Consider the following 19706-nt stretch of genomic DNA (forward strand, 5'->3'; position numbering starts at 1 on the left):
AGCGTAAGTGCGAAAACACATTAGACTCGTAGTGGCAATTTCTACTCTTTCTTTGCTGACGTCTTGTGCCAACATGTCTACAGGAAATCTATTTAGTCACTATAGTGCTCAGAATAGAGGAGTTTATCAGGCGGTAGAAGCAGGCCGATACAGTAAAGCGGTGGAAGCATTACCTGATAATAATATTGCTGGGAATATTCTCGACAATATGGAAAGAGGGCGAGTGTACTACTTAGATCAAAAGTATGCTGACAGTATGGCCAGCTTTCAAAAAAGTAATCAGGCGGTAGATAAGTGGCAAAATCAGCCTATTGTTTCTATATCCGATACCGCGACGGATATAGGTTCTCTTGCAGCAAATGATAATTTGAACCAATATAAACCGGCTGATTATGAGCTAGGATTTTTGCATTTATATTTAGGGCTCAATTATCTACACAAGAATGATTTAACGGGCGCATTAGTCGAAATGCGCAAGGCAAATCAAGTGCAAATGAAAGCCCGACAAGACAGAGCAAGCGAATTGCAATCTGCGCAAAAACAGATGAACACTGAAGGTATTTCACCAAATCTAGGTGCAGTACTGGCGAATTACCCGAATGCAGGTAAGGTATTAGGCGAAGTGCAAAATGCCTATCTCTTTTACTTATCCGCATTGCTATATGAGACATCTGGCGATCTCAATGATGCTTATGTTGACTATCGCCGAGCGCTTGCGGTTATGCCTGACAACCAACAGGTTATAAACGGCACAATCAGAGTCGCAAATATGCTAGGCATGAATCAGGATTTGCAGCTATTGCTTAAGCGATACGGCCAGCCTAAACAGATGAAAAAAGATCAGGCTAGAGTCATTGTGATTGAAGAAGAAGGTGAAGTAGAAGCACGACAAGAGTGGAAGCTTTCTATTCCTCTTGCTAGTAGTAGTGGTGGTGCGATTTACTCATTGTCATTGCCATATTATCCAAAAGATGAGCCTGAACGATTTGCGCCACTGCGTATCAATGGTAAAAAGTTAGCCGCTGATAAACTAGCGAATGTAAATGCTATGGCGGAGAATGATCTGGCTGAACGTTTACCAACCATAATTATTCGTCAGGTGTTGAGAATTTACGCTAAAGACCAAATTCGGCGCGAAGCTGCAGCGAAGGGAGGGGAAATTAGCAATTTGATTCTAAACTTATGGAATACATTTACCGAGCAAGCCGACACTCGTAGTTGGCAAACATTACCACGAAATGTTTATACTGCGAGCCAGTTTGTGAATGCAGGCGAGCAAAACATTAATGTTGCTGGGCACGATTATGAGTTTAATGTGAAAGCGGGCCATACGGCATTAGTTTGGATTTCACGCCAAGGTGGAAGCGCCGTTATTTGGCATAAACAACTAGGAAGATTGGAATGAAAAAGTGGCTGATTTTTATATTCGTTGCCTTATTTGTGACGGGGTGTGCTCAAAATACCGCTGGGCTGCAAATTGATGGTGAGTCCCATAAAGTCCTTTTTGGAGATAAAGTACTTGGTTCGAGACTTATCGTTAATGACATTACCACCACTCAAGTCGATGGACGTGCTAGAGGTGTGGTTCGCCTAACCAGTAAGTATCAAGGTAATTTGAATATCCTGTATCGTTTCTCTTGGTATAATGACCAAGGCTTGGAAGTGAACACGAGCTCTGGTCCATGGCGTCAAGCGATTGTATATGGTGACGAAACCGTGTCACTTTCTGAAGTGACGTTAAACCCAAATGGCACCCAATTCCGGTTGCAGATCCGTGAAAATAATGACTAGGTTTACAACCCTAGGGTGCGTACTGATATCACACTGTAAGTAAGTGATTTAAATCTTTATATTCAAGGAACTAGAAACTTAACGTTTTTGGTGACTGAGTATTTAAACAACCAAATTAGTAAACTGAGGAACCACCAATATGAAAAAAAGTGCGATTGCATTAATTGGCTTGGCTGTTCTTCTTGGTGGCTGTACAAACAAAGTCACTTACGAAGATCCAAATGCCGTTGACACCACATCAGTAGATTTCAACTCAACCGATCTGCAAAAGATAGCCAACAATATGGTTGATAGTATGTTGATGTCGCCATCTATTGCAGCGATCACGCGTAATAATCGCCCAATCGTTTTTGTTGACGGGATTAAGAACAAAACGAGTCAACATATTGATACGGAGTCCATCACTGATTCTATTAGTACGAAACTGCTCAACTCGGGCAAGTTCCGTTTTGTTGATATGAGTCGTGTTAATGATGTTCGTAAGCAATTGAACTTCCAAAATCATGATGAACTAGTCGATCAAAACACTGCGATCAAGTTCGGTAATATGGTAGGCGCTCAGTACATGCTATACGGAAACTTGTCTAGCATCGTTCAAAGCAACGGTAGTGATAAAGATGTATATTACAAAATGACTATGCGCTTGATGGATCTTAAAACAGGTCTTATTGAGTGGGCAGATGAAACTCAGATCCGCAAGCAAGAATCGCGAGCGCTGATCGGTTTTTAATACCAATGTCAGCAATTAAGTGATCAGAATATTGCATGGGAAAAATCGTTCAGAGCAAGGCAGAATTTTTATAACTAGTTTATTCTAATTATGGAAATTTCAACAAAGTGATGAACGATTTTAGCCAGCAATAATGACTAAATAGTTGCTGGAATCGGTATAACCTTCAGGAGTGATTTATGGCGAGAATGCCGTGGCGAGATGCTTGTCGGTTAGACAATTCTTTAGCGTCCTTAGATCACTTCTTTAAAAGCCCTCCAGATTATGCTCAAACTTTGTCTGGAGGTTTGACTAACAGGTGTTGGAAAGTCGTTCTTACAAACGGTGAACAATATGTATGGCGGCCAGATAGCCTAGTATTAAAAGCATTTTCCATTTCACGATATCAAGAACATAGAATACTAACCTCAATCCAACCTGAAAACCTCTCTCCCAAGCCTTATCTTATTAATGCCAATGGTTTATTGGTTGAATGGATTGATGAAGAACAAGCTGAGCCAATAGATTTTCCGTCGTTGTTGCATTTATTTGCCAATGTACATAATTGCAACGTTTTATCCATTGCGATTGCTCCATTTAACTATACAGCCAGAGTGGATCATTACTGGATACAAATTAATGAACCTCTTAAAACGGCTGAACTAGAGGCGCTATATCAGCAATGGAGAGAGGCCCCCATTATCCCGGAAGTCGAACAGACTTTGTGCCATTTCGATCTAGGTCCCTATAACGTTGTGAACACCTCAGATGGATATAAGATCATAGATTGGGAATACGCTTCTCTTTTTGACCCTAGGTTCGATCTAACACTCACTATTGTCGCTTGTCAGCAAGAAGTTGAAGCGTCTGTTCAGCAATATTGTTTGCTGCGCCATATTGATGGAGTCGACGATTGGGTAGAAGGTGTTATTCAATGGTTGCCTCGGGCGAAATTAATGGCCATGCTTTGGTATTTATTGGCTTACCAGTTAAAAGGCGGTGAGAACTATTTGCAAAGTGCTGAAGAGTTACAGCAAACTCTAAGCGACCAAAGCGACCAAAGCGACCAAAGCGACCAAAGCGACCAAAGCGACCAAAGCAACTGAATACCAAAATTGTGTTATATATCCGCTTTCCAAGCATTAAAACCTTACTTTCTATGTTAGATTTAACGAGAGGTAGATCGTGGAGGTTTTATGATTATATATTTGCATGGGTTTGACTCCTCGAGCCCAGGGAATCACGAGAAAATTCTTCAACTTCAATTTATTGATGAGGATGTTCGATTTATAAATTACAGCACATTACATCCTAAGCACGATATGCAGCATATTTTGAAAGAAGTGCACAAGCTGTTGGAGGAGACAAAAGATACGTCAGTATTGATTTGTGGTGTTGGGTTAGGTGGGTATTGGTCTGAGAGAGTAGGTTTTCTAAGCGGTATTAAGCAAGTTATCTTTAACCCTAACCTGCACCCAGAGGAGAATATGTCTGGGCGAATTGATAGGCCAGAAGAATATGAAGATATCGCAACCAAATGTGTCGAAAAGTTTAGAATAAAAAATAAAAATAATTGTTTAGTGATTTTATCTGTGGAAGATGAAGTTTTAGACAACAAGAAAACTGCTTCTGAGCTCGAGTCATATTACCCAGTAGTATGGGATGAAAATGAAACTCATAAATTCAAAAAAATCTCTCAGCATTTACAACGAATCAACGAATTCAAGAGCTCTTAAGTAGCACGAACGCATCGATGAGCGTGTATTCCCTTCCATCACGCTCATATCATCTTCACTTCTGATAACTCCAACTCCCTTGCCCAGCAGTAATCAAAAGTTGCGTGACTGATTTAGCGCTATATAATGTGACCGACATAGAAATTTGATACATGTCAAAAAAGTAAGAGTAAGTAATAACTTACCGTAAATTTAAAACTTATGGGCTGTAGAGCCTATTTATCCAAATTATTCGTGAAGCTCAGATGGCAAGAAGGACGTGCAGTACCAATATATACGGTATGTAAAAGAAAAAGAATTTATCGATATGATTTGATCAAAGCTTATAGAGTCTAGCGAGTTTTCCATTTGCCGCATATTCTTTAAATAGCACTCTGTCGTATCGAGCCATTTTTATCATTTCTTAGAGGATTGTTGTTGTGACACGAATTGTCGTCGTTGGCGGTGGTGCCGGTGGACTTGAGCTGGCTACTAAACTTGGCCGTACACTAGGCCGTAAAAAGCGTGCCCATATTACCCTAGTTGATCGTAAGGCGAGCCATTTATGGAAGCCATTACTGCATGAAGTAGCTACAGGTTCACTTGATGAAGGGGTTGATGCGTTAAGCTATCGAGCACACGCTAAAAACCATCATTTTGATTTCCGTATTGGCAGCTTGTGCGATATTGATCGAGAACGTAAAACTATTACGTTGTCAGAGATGAGAGATGAACAAGACCAGCTACTCATGCCAAGCCGCGAAATAGAGTATGATATTTTAGTCTTAGCCATTGGCTCAAAATCTAACGACTTCAACACACCGGGTGTGAAGGAGCACTGTATTTTCCTAGATAGTCCTGAGCAGGCTAGTCGTTTCCGTACGGAAATGAATAATGAATTCTTACGTTTGCATGCCAAACATGGTGAAGGAATCGTTGATATCGCAATCGTTGGTGGTGGTGCGACAGGGGTTGAGCTTTCTGCAGAGCTTCATAACGCAATCAAAGAACTGCATAATTATGGCTTTAAAGACCTTGATTCAAGCAAGCTAAACATTAACTTGATTGAAGCTGGCGAGCGCATTTTACAAGCTCTTCCTCCACGCCTTTCTGGCTCCGCACACACCGAGTTAACCAAATTAGGTGTGAATGTTCGTACTTCTACAATGATTACATGTGCGGAAGAGGATGGACTCATCACTAAAGAAGGTGAGAAAATCCCTGCGCAGATTATGGTGTGGGCGGCTGGAATTAAAGCCCCAGATTACATGAAAGAGATCGCAGGGCTAGAAACTAATAGAATCAATCAGTTGGTAGTTAAAGATACACTGCAAACGACACGTGATGAGGATATCTTCGTCATCGGTGATTTAGCGCAATGTACGCAACCAGATGGTTCTTTTGTTCCGCCACGCGCTCAAGCAGCTCACCAAATGGCTAGTCGCGCTTTTAGTAATATTGTTGCGAAGCTCAACAATCGCGAACTAAAACCATACATCTATAAGGATAAAGGGTCTTTAATTTCGCTCAGCCGCTTCTCTACGGTGGGTAGCTTAATGGGGAACCTGACCAAAGGCTCAATGATGGTTGAAGGTCGAATCGCTCGTGTGGTTTATATATCGCTGTACAGAATGCACCAAATGGCATTGCATGGCATGTTTAAAACACTACTTATCATGTTGATGGGCCGTATCAATAGGTTACTGCGCCCTAAGCTGAAACTCCACTAATACATGAAATCGGCAAGAGCTCAGTGTTTTAACTGAGCTCTTTTTCGTTACACAACATCTTCTGGTATAACGGAAAATACCATTCCCGCTTTTGGAGTGCCTTGATGCAGATAGCGGTTCTTAGCGATGGCCTCGAAAGTTGCTTTGCAGGAAAGGGCGAGTTTTTGGCTCGGGATATTGTCAGGATCGCAAACAATTTCTACACGTGTGATCTTTAGCTTATCAAAGCAAAACTCAATCACAGCCTCTAAAGACTCTTTGCCAAATCCATTGTTTTGGTATTTGTCTGCTATCCAGTAACCGACACTGACCATATTGAAGGTATGGTATAGCTCATTAACTGACACCATCCCGACGAGTGAACCATCTGCTTTTTTATAAACTCCGAACCCATATGATTTCGCCTGAATCCAATTCAAGCGAGTGTTCAATACAAAATCATCTGCGTCGTCAACGGTAAAATTTGGTTCGCACCAATCTACCCACTGATGTAATGATGGCGATTGTCTGATGCAGTCTGTTAACGCTTGTACATCCTCTGATCTTACGAGTTTAAGCACTAAACGGGGAGTGACAATTTGGAGGTCAACAACCATAGCTATACAAAAATATTTATCTTTTATATCAATTATATTGGCAGATATGAAACTTGCTTGGAATGTTATGCAGCTCTGTGATCAAAAAAGCCCTCGTTTAACGAGGGCCTGTGTCGAGCGACTTTTAACAAGTAATTATTTTACTTTACGTACTTGAATAATCATTCCCATAAGTGGGTTATCAAGATAGTAGGTTTCAGAACTTCTCATACGGCGTTTTTGCTTCATTTGATAAGTCTTGAGTATCGTTTCGATTTTGACAGGAGGTGTTATTTGCTCCATGTGGCCAATTTGTACACTAGAGTTATCTTGCCCTTGGTCTAGAGTCGAATTTAAGCCAATCTGAGGGTCACTGATAATCGTTTTTTTGGTGCTAGGCTCTCTTAAATCCAATGTTGTATCTGCGTACAAGTAGTGCTCTACATAAATTTGCAGCTTCCCATCTAACTCATATAGTGGCTTTGGTACAGAGTGCTCAGTCACCCCGTCCATGACTTGCTGCCCAACCACTGCTTTTTTTTCTGTACCATCAGGGTCAAATTGCGAAGCATAATTTTTCCCTGCTTGAATTCTAAACACAGGAGCAGAATATCGGCCTTGATCTCCTTGACGCCAAGCAACATGCATCAGTACTTGGAATCCAGCATGGTTTTGTAAAGCCTTGACCTGTTTATCTAGCTTATACGCGGAAGGAGGTAGCATGGTCACTCCTTTCTTAGCAAGGTATGCGCTATTGTAGAAACTGCCAACATTCTTCATGTTAATCGGAGGCAGATCATTTGGCCAAGACTCATTGACGCTTTGTGGGTTGACGTCGCGCTTAAATATAATCACTTCTATGTCGAATTGTCTCTTTGCCGCAAAAACGGGGGCAGAAACAACAATGAGCAGTAGCAGTGGGAGCAGTTTTTTCATTATGACTCCGTCATCAGATAGAAATCGATTCGCCAATAAAACATAAACTATTATGCCGTTGCCGCTATTACATTACTTCGAAATTCAGCTAGCATATCGGTAACGAACTGAGTTCGTTTACGTCTGTCAGCTAATGGTACAGCAAACTTAAGTTTAGTGGGTCCTTCCATAGCGAATTTTTGTGGTTGAGATTGCAAGAGTGTAACTAAATAAGCCGGGTTTATGTCAGCATTTGGATAGAACTCAATATAGCCACCTTTTTCATGTGCCTCAATTTTCTTCACTTTTAATGCGCCTGCCGCGATTTTTAGTTCTGATATAGATAGTAAGTTTTTCGCCGCATCTGGCAATAGGCCGAACCTGTCGATGAGCTCTACTTTTATTTCTGAAAGCTCTTCTAAGCTTTGGACACTTGCGACTTGCTTGTACATAGACAAGCGTGTGTTTATATCTGGTATGTAACTATCTGGAAGAAGAGCTGGAATGCGCATCTCAACTTCAGTTTGTTCTCTAAGTAGCTCGTCTAAAGAAAGTTCTTTTCCATTTTTCATTGCCTCTACGGCTTGCTCTAACATTTCCATGTACAAAGTGAATCCCACAGATTGTATTTGTCCGCTCTGCTCGTCACCAAGTAGTTCTCCAGCGCCACGTATTTCTAAATCGTGAGTTGCTAGGGTAAAACCTGCCCCCAAGTCTTCCAAGGAAGCAATTGCATCTAGACGTTTTATCGCATCTTTAGTCAAGGCTTTAGGGTGAGGGGTCAGCAAGTACGCATAAGCTTGGTGGTGTGAGCGTCCAACGCGACCACGTAATTGGTGAAGCTGGGCCAAACCTAAATTGTCTGCACGATTCATGATGATGGTATTGGCGGTAGGTACATCAATACCTGTTTCGATGATGGTGGTACAAACCAAGAGATTGAAGCGCTGGTGGTAAAAGTCGTTCATGATACGCTCAAGTTCTCTTTCTCGCATTTGTCCATGAGCGACCGTAACCCTAGCTTCAGGAATCAGTTTTTCAAGATCCTGAGCAACTTTTTCGATTGTTTCTACTTGATTGTGCAAAAAATAGACTTGGCCGCCACGCATGATTTCACGCAATGCTGCTTCGCGAATCACATTATCATCGTGTTGGCGGACAAACGTTTTAATCGATAGCCTTCTAGCTGGTGGAGTAGCAATGATGGATAAATCACGCATTCCACTCATCGCCATATTGAGTGTTCTTGGAATTGGCGTCGCGGTTAGAGTTAGGATATCTACATCGGCGCGCATTGCTTTTACTTTTTCTTTCTGGCGAACACCAAAGCGGTGTTCTTCATCAACGATCAATAGGCCAAGGTCTTTAAATTGTATATCGCTGGAAAGCAACTTGTGAGTACCAACGACGATGTCAACTTTGCCTTCAGCGACATCCGCCAATATTTGCTTTTGTTCTTTTGCCGATTTGAATCGCGATAACACTTCGACTCGAATGGGTAAGTTGGCAAAGCGATCTCTGAAATTTTCAAAGTGCTGCTGGGCGAGCAAGGTAGTCGGAACGAGTACCGCTACCTGTTTACCATTATCCGTGCTGACAAAAGCAGCACGCATTGCCACTTCTGTTTTACCAAAGCCCACATCACCACAAACCAAACGATCCATTGCTTTAGCTTGGCACATGTCTGATAAAACAGCATTGATAGCATTGGCTTGATCATCTGTTTCTTCAAATGGAAAGCCGGATTTAAAGGTAGCGTACTGGCCTCTGTCTAATGCAAACTTGTAACCAGGTTTGAGCTCTCTTTTCGCATAAACATCTAGAAGTTCAGCAGCAACATCTCTTACTTTTTCAGCCGCTTTTTTCTTTGCTTTTGCCCAACTTTCGCTGCCAAGTTTGTTAATAGGTGCGCCATCTTCAGCACCACCAGAGTAACGGCTAATTAAATTTAACGATGATACAGGCACATAGAGTTTCGCTTCATTTTGATACTCAAGCATTACGTACTCTGTTGCCATTCCGCCAGCTTCTAGCGTTTCCAACCCTAAGTAGCGACCGATACCATGGTCAATGTGAACGACAGGCTGTCCGGGTTTTAGCTCAGCGAGATTACGTATAACAGTATCGCTGTTAACTACTTTTTTATTTTTGCGGCGATGTTGGATAACTCTATCGCCAAGTAAGTCACTTTCACAAATCAGTGCAACATTGTCTTTGCCGAAAATAAACCCGTGCTCACTTGAGCCAATAACAAGTGAAAATTTGTTGTCACTGGTGACTGCTGATTGAAAGCTTTCAGCTTGCTCAGGCCTGAGTTTAATGCCTTGTAAAAGCTCGATTAAAGCCTCTCTTCGGCCTTCGGACTCAACCGAAAAAATAACTTTGCCATTAAATGATTCGCTGAATTTGCGCAGTAAATTTAATGGTTCACTGTTTTGATGCTGTACGGCAAGGTCTGGTAAGGATTCGATATCTGAGTTAACTCGGCCAGCTCGTTTTTGCACTGGATCTCGGCTCAAGGTTATCTGAGCGAATTGTTTTAAATGACCAAATAATTCATCTTTCTTTAGCCATAATTCTTCTGGTGGCAATAGTGGGCGCAAAGGGTCGACTTTACGTTGATCGTATCGAAACTCCACATCTTCTAAAAAGTGGTCAATGGGTGATTCAATATCCCCAACCACAATAAGTTGGCAGTTTTCGTCGATGTAGTCGAACAGCGTTTCTGTGTTTTCAAAAAATAGTGGTTGCCAGTATTCAATGCCTGCAGGCCATGTTCCTTTCGATACTTGAGAGTACACTGATTCTGGTTCACGGCGAGCTTCAAAACGCAGCCTCCAGCGAGTTCGAAACTCCTCAATGGCACTTTTTGTCGTTGGAAATTCGTGTGCAGGAAGCAGCTGAATACTTTTTATCTCTTCAATCGAGCGCTGACTTTCTGGCTCAAATGTACGAATGGTATCAATTTCATCGTCAAAGAAATCTATCCGATACGGAAGCTGGCTTCCCATTGGGAATAGGTCGAGTATCGAACCTCGGCTGGCATATTCTCCGGGGCCAAATACCTGATCAACATGACGGTAACCAGAGTTTTCAAGTTTGATTCTCAGCTTTTCAAGAGAGAGTTGATCGCCAGCATTCACCATCAAAGTGTGTTGCAGCATAAAGCTTCTAGGTGCTTGCCTTTGCAATAATGTACTGACAGGAACGACGGTAATGCCAGAGGTAAGGTTTGGCAGTTGGTACAACCTAGCGATTCTGTCAGAGATAATTTCTTGGTGAGGAGAAAAACTATCATAGGGCAGTGTTTCCCAGTCAGGGAATAAAGTGACATCTTCTTCGCTAAACTGCTCTATCTCGCTGACAAGTTTCAACGCAGTTTGTGGGTCTGGTACCGCAAGTAGAGTATGTCCGCTGTGAGTGTTTGCTAGCTCTGAGATAGCAAGAGCAAGGCTTGCACCTTGTAAATTACCGACATGTTTTTTGTCTCCGGCACCTGTAGGGTTAGCCAGAGATAGCAATGAAGATGTAGTCATGATAAAGCGTTAAGTTATTCTCGGTTTAGAGTGCGTTCGCGCAAAAGTTTTTGTTGTTGGTGAAGTGCGGCCTTAATTAGCAAGTCTTGGTCTTGCTCTCGTAATAAGACATATTCCAAGGAAATGGCGTAACCATTTTCATGTTCTACACATTCTACCACTTTGGCGTAGCAGTATATCGCAGCTGCAGGATGTTCCAAAAAAAGTTTTGCTCGTGCGTGAGAATCAACCTTAAGAGGAACGTTTGATTGGTAGGTAAACTGGCTTGCCCCAAAAGAAAGAGTATGATGGCGATATTGTTTATCATCTTGCTGAGATAGTATGTAGGTGAGAATTAAGTTGAGCTTAGAGTTTTGATGATCCAGTAACTCCGTCACATAGCGCAAGTCACTGTGTTTAAGCTCAAGCATGGCTTTGTCATTCAGATGATCCAGTTGACTAAACTCACTGGCGATGATGAAAGAGTGAGGAATTTCTGCCTCAAACTCATTGATCGAAGGCAAAACAAATTCGTCACTTAACGGTTGTACGTTGATCGCCATTGAATGGTGAACACTAAAATATTCTTGTCCTGCCATGGTAACATTCCTTTTTTGCTATCTTTATGATTATAACTAAATTACTCGGGTGTGTTGACCTTTTACTCTTTGTTGTCCGTGATTTCCTTTACAATGGTGAGACTGTGAGAGCTGGTGCTGGATTAGATTGTCTAGAATTTAAGCAAAAGATTAGCCTTTGTCGTCAATAGGCAAAAACAAAGTGGAACTTAAAGCGTAATATGCCTGTCACTTAAAGATTAAATGAGTATAAGTTTCTGCATTGTGGCTAAATTTATGCACTTTTCGTTAATAAAAGGCTACAACGAAACGTTGTAAATCGTTACAGTATCTCGAATTATTTATGATTGGTTTTTTCTATGTATCCATCCATTTCGGCATTTATCGGTTGGCGCTATCTTAGAGGGCGCTCTGGGGATAGATTTAGTCGTTTTGTCTCTTATATTTCTACTGCAGGTATTACGATTGGAGTGATGTCCCTTGTCACAGTGTTGTCAGTGATGAATGGGTTTGAATCACAGCTTAAAAGTCGCATTCTTGGCGTACTTCCTCAGGCTGTTGTATCACAAACAAATGGCGACACGTCTCTAGAATCTACTCCACCTGCATTTATTTCACGCTTATCTACTGCCTATCCTGCGCAACCTATAGTGCGTGGTGAGGCTGTCATTCAAAGCGCTTCTGAACTTACGGTTGGAATGATGGTTGGGGTTGAGCCTAAAGATAACGACCCCATTCAGCAATATATTATGGCAGGTAGGTTGAGCAGTTTGACACCAGGCTCATACCGAGTGCTTATTGGTCAGACTTTAGCTCGAAACTTAAATGTCTCAATAGGAGATAAACTTCGGCTCATGGTAACTAGTGCTAGCCAATTTACACCATTTGGCATGATACCGCGTCAGCGGTTGTTTACTGTAGCAGGAGTGTACAATACAGGTTCAGATGTCGATGGGCAGTTAATCATCACCAATATGCAAGATGCCGCTCGATTGATGCGACTAAAATCTGGAACCGTTTCGGGCTGGCGCTTATTTTTCAAAGATCCTTTTGTCGTCAGTGAGCTAGCCAAGCAACCTATGCCAAAAGGCTGGAGCTGGAGTGATTGGCGAGCTCAGCGTGGTCAGCTATTCCAAGCCGTTGGTATGGAAAAAAGCATGATGGGTTTGATGCTAGGACTCATTGTGGCTGTGGCCGCTTTTAATATCGTTTCCGCATTGATTATGGTTGTGATGGAAAAACAATCTGAAGTCGCTATATTGAAAACCCAAGGGATGACAAACCGTCAAATATTGGGAATATTTATGGTGCAAGGCGCGAGTAGTGGTACGATTGGCGCGCTTGTTGGTGGCGCTCTTGGTATTGCTTTGGCGCTTAATCTCAATAAGATATTGCAAGCTATGGGAGTGTCGTTATTTGCGATAGGAGGACAGCTACCTATAGTGATCAATCCGTTCCAAATCGCCGCCGTTATTGTATTGGCCATCGCCCTTAGTTTCTTAGCAACACTTTTCCCTGCTTATCGCGCATCTTCAGTTAAACCAGCCGAGGCCTTGAGATATGAGTAACCTTCTAGAATGCCAAAATATATACAAAACCTACCAAGAAGGTTCTGTTTCCACTCAAGTCTTAAAAGGGGTGAGTTTTAGCCTCAACAAAGGAGATTTTGCTTCTTTGATAGGGACGTCAGGTTCAGGAAAAAGTACACTTTTGCATGTGTTGGGGGCGCTCGATGATCCTTGTGAGGGGCATGTTCAATTTCTTGGCCATGATTTGTCTAAATTAAACAGTGATAAACAAGCGAAGTTGCGCAATAAATACTTAGGATTTGTTTATCAATTTCATCACTTGCTGACAGATTTTAGTGCAGAAGAAAATGTAGCGATGCCACTTCTTATTGGCGGTATGAAGATGTCCGCAGCAAAGAAAGAAGCGAACGCTTTGCTCGATAAAGTTGGATTGAGTCATCGGCTTAGTCATAGGCCCTCTGAGCTCTCAGGCGGTGAGAGGCAGCGTGTCGCAATTGCCAGAGCATTGGTCAATACGCCGGATTTAGTTTTGGCTGATGAGCCGACAGGCAACCTAGATCATAAAACAGCATTGTCTATCTATGACTTGATGCGCGACCTCAATAACGAATTCAATACGGCCTTTCTTGTTGTGACTCACGATGGAGAGCTGGCCGGGAAAATGGATAGACAGTTCCATATGCAAGATGGCCTTCTGGTTGGGGAGAGGGAAGTATAGATGATGGCCTCTCTTTCACTACTCATCGGAAGCAGGTTTAGCCGAGCTAGGCAGAGAAACAAGCTGGTTTCATTTATTTCCCTTTCTTCGACAATAGGGATCGCTGTCGGCGTCGCCGTTATCATTATCGGTTTATCTGCCATGAATGGCTTTCAGCGTGAGCTTAATAACCGGGTACTGTCCGTGATACCTCATGGCGAATTTGCTGGTGTTCGTGGCCCGATCCAGAACTGGCAACCTGTTGTGAAACAGGTATTGAAAAGTCCACAGATTAAAGCTGCAGCGCCGTACGTTGGATTTACTGCATTGGCTGAAAAAGACTTGAAAATGAAAGCGATTGCGGTTCGAGGTATCGATCCTTCGAAAGAGTCAGCGGTGTCCGATATGTCGAAATATATTGAACCCACGGCTTGGAAGAACTTTAAAGCAGGTGAACATCAGATAATCTTAGGTCAAGGTGTTGCGACGGAATTGAAGGTTAATGTTGGTCAGTATATTACCTTAATGATTCCTAAGAACAATGAAACGACCCGAGTTGAAGCTCCCAAGCGAGTTCGTGTCAAAGTGGTGGGCTTACTCAACTTAGAAGGTCAGATTGACCACACATTGGCGCTATTGCCTTTAAAAGATGCGCAAAAATATGTAGGTATTGGAGATGCAGTGACAGGCGTCGCGGTAAAGGTTTCGAATGTCCTAGATGCAACGCAGATTGTTCGTGAGGTAGGGAGTCATTTAAATGTGTATGTCTACCTTAGGAGCTGGCAGCAAAAATATGGCTTTTTATACAGTGACATTCAGTTGGTTCGAACCATTATGTATTTAGTGATGGTTTTGGTGATCGGTGTTGCTTGCTTCAATATTGTATCGACCTTGATGATGGCAGTAAAAGATCGCTCATCTGAAATTGCAATCTTGAGAACAATGGGCGCGACGGACTCGTTGATACGACGTATATTTGTTTGGCAGGGCGTTTTTTCTGGCGTGCTTGGTAGTCTCGTTGGCAGCGTATTTGGTGTCTTAGTTGCTCTGAACTTGACTTCACTGGTTGATGGATTGCAAGACCTTATTGGGCATCGTTTCCTATCAGGTGATATATACTTTGTGAATTTTTTGCCGTCTCAAGTGGATTTCTCAAACGTGCTCGTTGTGTCAGCGACGGCAGTGATTCTTAGTTTTGTTGCGACTTGGTATCCGGCATCACGAGCAAGTAAGTTAAATCCTGCAACCGTCTTGAGTTCTAAGTAACCTAACCTTAATGTGAAAAGTATGAAAAAAGGGCCAATGGCCCTTTTTTCATACTTTTTCAATTGCTGTTTTACACTTCAAAGAGTTGTCCATTCCATACTGAACGATGCTACGTTTTATTCGATAAAGATAGCGATTATCTTAGCTGTCGTTTTTGCCAACTACGAACGACAGAATAGCGCCAAAGGCCTTTAATACCAAAGTAGCCAATCAGGCCTGAAGCAATACCACAAATAATACAACCGAGTACAAATGGGGGACCGATAGTGTGCATCTGCTGCATGATGAAGTCCCACGATAACTCAAAGTGGAAAGGTTGTGGGGGGGTGTGAAGAACAAATGCGCCAACTTTATAGGCGAAATAAAACATAACGGGCATGGTAATCGGGTTACTTACCCAAACCAGAGCAACAGACAGTGGCAAATTTACACCGCACGCGATGGCTAAGCCGGCAGACATGATCATTTGGCTTGGTAAAGGGATAAATGCCATAAAAAGGCCAATTGCAAAAGCACCTGCCGCTGAGCGCCGGTTCAGGCACCATAAATTCGGGTTGTACAAAACGTTGCCAAAAACTTTCAATGCCTTCTGACGTTTTATGACTTCATGATCAGGAATTAGACGCTTAATAAACTTTTTAGGCATAGGAAAACATGGCTCTTTTTTCTAAATATTGGACGTTACTTGTATTTATTTTCACAATCTTAAGTGCGCCACTCTGGCCAGCGTTGCCGAGTTTAATATGGGTTACACCTGTTGTAGTCCTTATCGCTGTTTGTACTAAGTATAGGAGGTTAAATTGGTTCTTTGGGGGAGGGATTGCGTTAATCGTTATCTTACTACAAGGGAATAAGTTATATGCTCAATCTCGTGCCATTTTCCAATTTGGTGAGCATGTTACCATATCTGCAAAAGTAGGCAGCTATTTTAGAAAAATTAATCATGGATATGAGGGAACAGTAGAGGTTCTTGCGATTAATGGTCGAAAGTTGGATTATTTTGAGCAAGGTAAGATACGTTTGACTAGTCAGGCTCATTTAGCAATTGGAGATGAAATCTCAGCCAAGGTTCGATTAAAAAAAGTAACAGGCTGGCTCAATGAAGCTGGCTTTGATCGTGAGAATTACTATTTTAGCCAAGGCTGGCTCGCCCGGGCAGCGGCAATAGATGAGATTAAAATTGACAGAAGTAGCGAATCGCTAAAACGTTTATTTTTTAATGAAGTCACCCATCATATTACGAGGCTAGAGAATCGAGGCTTAATCAAAGCCTTATTGTTTGGCTTAAGAGATGAAATTCCATATAGCGTGTGGAAAAACCTCCATACAAGTGGTCTTGGGCACCTTTTAGCTATATCGGGTCTTCATATTGGTATTGCGTATTTAGTGGGGTTTATTGTTGGCTCAGTATTTTCTCGAGCTTCAAAACAGATGATTTGGTTGCCCGTGATTATGGGTTGTATTTTAGCTGCTGTTTATGCTTGGGTCGCTGACTTTAGCGTGTCTACTCAAAGAGCGCTAACCATGTGTTTGTTTAACTCCTTGCTGCTTTTTATTCGAGTGCGAATCAGTGTGTGGATGAGGTGGTTGTCCACTTTAGCCGTTGTGCTGCTTATTTATCCCTTTTCTTTTATGTCCATAGGTTTTTGGCTTTCCTTCGTCGCAGTGGCAATATTGTTTTATGCAATTGAGATTAGTCGAAGTGATTCGGTGTTTACGAAAGTACTTAAAGTACAATTTGCTCTCATTGTGATAATGGCCCCAGTTGGGGCTTTGTCTTTTCAGGGTATAAGCCTAAGTGGGGCCATCTTCAATATTGTGTTCGTACCTTGGGTTAGCTTTATTATCGTTCCCTGTTTATTTGCAGCCAGCTTTTTTACTGTGCTAGAAACCAATCTGAGCCATTTATTGTGGCAATGGTGTGATTGGCTACTTGACCCTATTATTTTCGCAACCCAGTTTTCTTCATCTAGTTGGTTTTCAATTTCAGAAGATAGTTTATTGATTCTGATTGCTCTCACTGTTTTAGTGATTGCTTATCGCATTTTATCATCTGGCTTTTTCCCGCTGTTTTCCCTTCTTGTCGCAAGTAACCTAGGCTTAGCATTCGTATTTGAGCATCAAGCTGATTGGCGAGTTGATGTTATGGACGTTGGGCATGGGTTGGCTATCTTAATTGAGCAAAAAGGGGAGATGATAATTTACGATACAGGAGGAGTATGGATGGGTGGTAGTGCGGCACAGTCTGTGCTTATTCCGGTATTGAAGAGTCGAGGTATAAACAAGTTAGAAGGATTAATTCTTAGCCACCAAGATTCGGATCATGCTGGCGGTAAAGAGGTATTGTCTTCGATGTACTCAATTAATTGGATACGCTCAAGCGCTCCAACGCAATCTGAATTACCTTGTACAATCGGTGAATCGTGGCAGTGGAGGAATGTAAAGTTTGAAGTATTGTGGCCTCCTAACACTGTTTCTCGCGCTTTTAACCCTCATTCGTGTGTCATTCGTATTAGCGATCTCGAGAATACCTTTAATGTATTACTGACTGGTGATATCGAAAAAGTCGCTGAATGGCTATTGGTTAGACAAAATGGCGAAGCACTTGCCAGTGATATCATTCTTGTCCCTCATCATGGAAGCGAATCGTCTTCAATTGACCAATTTGTTGCGGCAGTGCAGCCTAAAGTAGCAATAGCATCAGTAACAAAAAGCAGTCGGTGGCACTTACCAAACGAACATGTCGTCAAACGTTATAAAAATATTGGAGCAGAATGGATCGACACCGCAGAAAGTGGGCAAGTTTCAATAGCGTTCATCAACAAAAATTTCAAAATATCGACATACAGGAATAGACAAAGTAGCAGATGGTATAGGCAGATGCTGCGTAACGGAGTAGAATAGCCGGAATTTTTAGAAATACAACTAGCATAAATATGTCACAAAACACAGACGAAACAAACTGGCAGACCTTTAAGCGGCTTTGGGCCTATATTCGCCTTTACAAGACCGGGTTGGCTGTTGCAGTGGTGGCTCTGATTATTAATGCTGCATCAGACACTTATATGGTGTCTTTGCTTAAGCCTTTGCTTGATGAAGGGTTTGGCAACGCAAAATCAGATTTTCTTAAAATACTGCCGCTGATCATTCTGGTGATGATGTTTATTCGTGGTACCAGTGGGTTTGTGTCGAGTTACTGCTTAAGCTGGGTATCGAGCAATGTAGTGATGAAAATGCGCCGCAAGATTTTCCATCAATTTATGCACATGCCGGTTTCGTTTTTCGATAAAGAATCAACAGGTGCTTTGCTTTCCAGGATTACGTACGACTCTGACCAAGTTGCAGGAGCAACAAGTAGTGCTTTAGTGAGCATTGTTCGAGAAGGTGCCAGCATCATCGGCTTACTGATCTTGATGTTTTGGAACAGTTGGCAGCTTTCTTTAGTATTACTTGTTGTGGCTCCAATCGTTGCTTGGGCTATCGGTGTTGTTTCCAAACGTTTTCGTAAAATTTCACGTAATATGCAGACCGCCATGGGACATATGACGTCATCCGCGGAACAAATGCTTAAAGGGCATAAAGTTGTCTTGAGTTATGGCGGTCAAGAAGTTGAAAGCAAAAGATTTGACCATGTAAGTAATCAAATGCGTCAACAATCGATGAAGTTAGTGGCCGCCCAAGCAATAGCAAATCCAGTGATTCAAATGATAGCTTCAATGGCGCTAGTGTCGGTTTTGTTTTTAGCAAGCTTTGACTCGATACGAGAACAACTAACAGCGGGTACATTCACGGTTATCTTCTCCGCTATGTTTGGTTTGATGAGACCTCTAAAATCTTTAACTGGTGTTACGGCAGAGTTTCAACGTGGCATGGCGGCAAGTCATACACTATTTACTCTGATGGACTTAGACACAGAGATTGATGATGGTAAATATGAAGCTAAAAAAATCAAAGGTGATATCGAAGTCAAAAATGTCACCTTTACCTATCAAGGCAAAGAAAAGCCCGCGCTACGAGATGTGAGCTTTACCATACCTCAAGGAAAAACAGTCGCACTTGTTGGCCGCTCTGGGTCAGGTAAAAGTACTATCGCAAGCTTATTTACTCGATTCTATGACGTGGATTCTGGATCAATCAGTTTGGATGGATACGACATCCGGGACTACACCTTGTCCAATCTGCGAAAGCACTTCGCTTTAGTTTCGCAAAACGTTCACTTATTTAACGACAGTATTGCTAATAATATTGCTTATGCGGCAGAGAAAGATTATTCCCGCGAGCAAATAGAACAGGCTGCCAAGCTTGCGCACGCAATGGAATTTATTGGGCCAATGGATGAAGGGCTTGATACCGTTATTGGTGAAAACGGTACGAGCTTATCTGGCGGACAACGCCAACGCGTAGCTATCGCTCGAGCATTGTTAAGAGATGCACCTGTTTTAATTTTGGATGAGGCGACATCTGCATTAGATACTGAATCTGAGAAAGCGATTCAGTCGGCGCTAGACGAATTGCAAAAGGATAAAACGGTACTGGTGATTGCCCACAGGCTATCTACTATTGAGTCAGCAGACGAAATCTTAGTGGTTGACGAAGGCGAGATAATAGAACGCGGTGCACACGCTAAACTATTAGAAAAAGATGGTGCTTACGCTCAACTTTATAAAACGCAATTTGGTGAATAAA

General features: G+C 42.2%; 16 protein-coding genes. 11 read left to right on the forward strand and 5 right to left on the reverse strand.

Annotation, left to right across the window (positions count from 1 at the left end):
- The first annotated feature begins 7 nt into the window (after positions 1-7).
- From ACM2FC_RS15605 to ACM2FC_RS15630, 6 genes are all read left to right on the forward strand, one after another.
- The gene (locus tag ACM2FC_RS15605) at positions 8-1405 is read left to right on the forward strand and encodes a COG3014 family protein (RefSeq protein ID WP_498481888.1); all 1398 of its coding nucleotides are present in this window, start codon (positions 8-10) and stop codon (positions 1403-1405) included.
- Entirely contained in the window at positions 1402-1791 is a 390-nt protein-coding gene (locus tag ACM2FC_RS15610; protein WP_498481889.1) for a YcfL family putative periplasmic lipoprotein, read from the forward strand. The genes ACM2FC_RS15605 and ACM2FC_RS15610 overlap by 4 nt, the downstream gene beginning before the upstream one ends.
- 139 nt (positions 1792-1930) lie before the next feature.
- Positions 1931-2521, forward strand: coding sequence for a penicillin-binding protein activator LpoB (gene lpoB, locus ACM2FC_RS15615; protein ID WP_498481890.1), 591 nt, complete (start codon positions 1931-1933; stop codon positions 2519-2521).
- A gap of 179 nt (positions 2522-2700) precedes the next feature.
- The gene (locus ACM2FC_RS15620) at positions 2701-3606 is read left to right on the forward strand and encodes a phosphotransferase (RefSeq protein WP_498481891.1); all 906 of its coding nucleotides are present in this window, start codon (positions 2701-2703) and stop codon (positions 3604-3606) included.
- Positions 3607-3696: 90 nt separating this feature from the next.
- Positions 3697-4236 carry an alpha/beta hydrolase YcfP gene (ycfP, locus tag ACM2FC_RS15625; RefSeq protein WP_498481892.1) on the forward strand — a complete coding sequence of 180 codons (540 nt, stop codon included), beginning with the start codon at positions 3697-3699 and terminating at the stop codon, positions 4234-4236.
- 419 nt (positions 4237-4655) lie between these two features.
- Positions 4656-5945 carry an NAD(P)/FAD-dependent oxidoreductase gene (locus tag ACM2FC_RS15630; RefSeq protein WP_498481893.1) on the forward strand — a complete coding sequence of 430 codons (1290 nt, stop codon included), beginning with the start codon at positions 4656-4658 and terminating at the stop codon, positions 5943-5945.
- 47 nt (positions 5946-5992) lie between these two features.
- Here the strand turns inward: ACM2FC_RS15630 and ACM2FC_RS15635 are convergent, their stop codons facing one another.
- The 4 genes from ACM2FC_RS15635 to ACM2FC_RS15650 all read right to left on the reverse strand — a co-directional run bounded on the left by ACM2FC_RS15635 (position 5993) and on the right by ACM2FC_RS15650 (position 11549).
- Entirely contained in the window at positions 5993-6541 is a 549-nt protein-coding gene (locus ACM2FC_RS15635) for a GNAT family N-acetyltransferase (RefSeq protein WP_498481894.1), read from the reverse strand.
- 135 nt (positions 6542-6676) lie between these two features.
- Complete coding sequence (locus ACM2FC_RS15640) at positions 6677-7456, reverse strand: peptidoglycan binding protein CsiV (protein WP_498481895.1); 780 nt, start codon at positions 7454-7456, stop codon at positions 6677-6679.
- 50 nt (positions 7457-7506) lie between these two features.
- Positions 7507-10971: a transcription-repair coupling factor gene (mfd, locus tag ACM2FC_RS15645; protein WP_498481896.1), complete on the reverse strand. Its 3465-nt coding sequence runs from the start codon at positions 10969-10971 to the stop codon at positions 7507-7509.
- A 14-nt stretch (positions 10972-10985) separates the two neighbouring features.
- The gene (locus tag ACM2FC_RS15650; RefSeq protein ID WP_498481897.1) at positions 10986-11549 is read right to left on the reverse strand and encodes a PilZ domain-containing protein; all 564 of its coding nucleotides are present in this window, start codon (positions 11547-11549) and stop codon (positions 10986-10988) included.
- Between the two features lie 338 nt (positions 11550-11887).
- Here ACM2FC_RS15650 and lolC point away from each other — a divergent pair, with 338 nt between their 5' ends.
- From lolC to lolE, 3 genes are read left to right on the forward strand one after another with little or no spacing between them, the layout of a single operon-like run.
- Positions 11888-13096 (forward strand): lipoprotein-releasing ABC transporter permease subunit LolC, encoded by a 1209-nt coding sequence (lolC, locus tag ACM2FC_RS15655; RefSeq protein WP_498481898.1) that lies wholly within the window; start codon positions 11888-11890, stop codon positions 13094-13096.
- Positions 13089-13775, forward strand: a complete 687-nt coding sequence (lolD, locus tag ACM2FC_RS15660; protein ID WP_498481899.1) for a lipoprotein-releasing ABC transporter ATP-binding protein LolD — start codon at positions 13089-13091, stop codon at positions 13773-13775. Before lolC ends, lolD begins: the two co-directional genes overlap by 8 nt.
- Positions 13776-15020, forward strand: coding sequence for a lipoprotein-releasing ABC transporter permease subunit LolE (lolE, locus tag ACM2FC_RS15665; protein WP_498481900.1), 1245 nt, complete (start codon positions 13776-13778; stop codon positions 15018-15020).
- Between the two features lie 136 nt (positions 15021-15156).
- Here lolE and ACM2FC_RS15670 read toward each other — a convergent pair whose 3' ends face one another.
- Positions 15157-15666 (reverse strand): DUF2062 domain-containing protein, encoded by a 510-nt coding sequence (locus tag ACM2FC_RS15670; RefSeq protein ID WP_498481901.1) that lies wholly within the window; start codon positions 15664-15666, stop codon positions 15157-15159.
- Positions 15667-15674: 8 nt separating this feature from the next.
- Between ACM2FC_RS15670 and ACM2FC_RS15675 the strand changes: the two genes are divergently transcribed.
- Both ACM2FC_RS15675 and msbA read left to right on the forward strand, forming a co-directional pair.
- Positions 15675-17924: a DNA internalization-related competence protein ComEC/Rec2 gene (locus ACM2FC_RS15675; protein WP_498481902.1), complete on the forward strand. Its 2250-nt coding sequence runs from the start codon at positions 15675-15677 to the stop codon at positions 17922-17924.
- 32 nt (positions 17925-17956) lie between these two features.
- Positions 17957-19705 (forward strand): lipid A ABC transporter ATP-binding protein/permease MsbA, encoded by a 1749-nt coding sequence (msbA, locus tag ACM2FC_RS15680; RefSeq protein WP_498481903.1) that lies wholly within the window; start codon positions 17957-17959, stop codon positions 19703-19705.
- Position 19706: the final 1 nt, after the last annotated feature.

The sequence above is a fragment of the Vibrio sp. A37 genome, assembly GCF_059777565.1.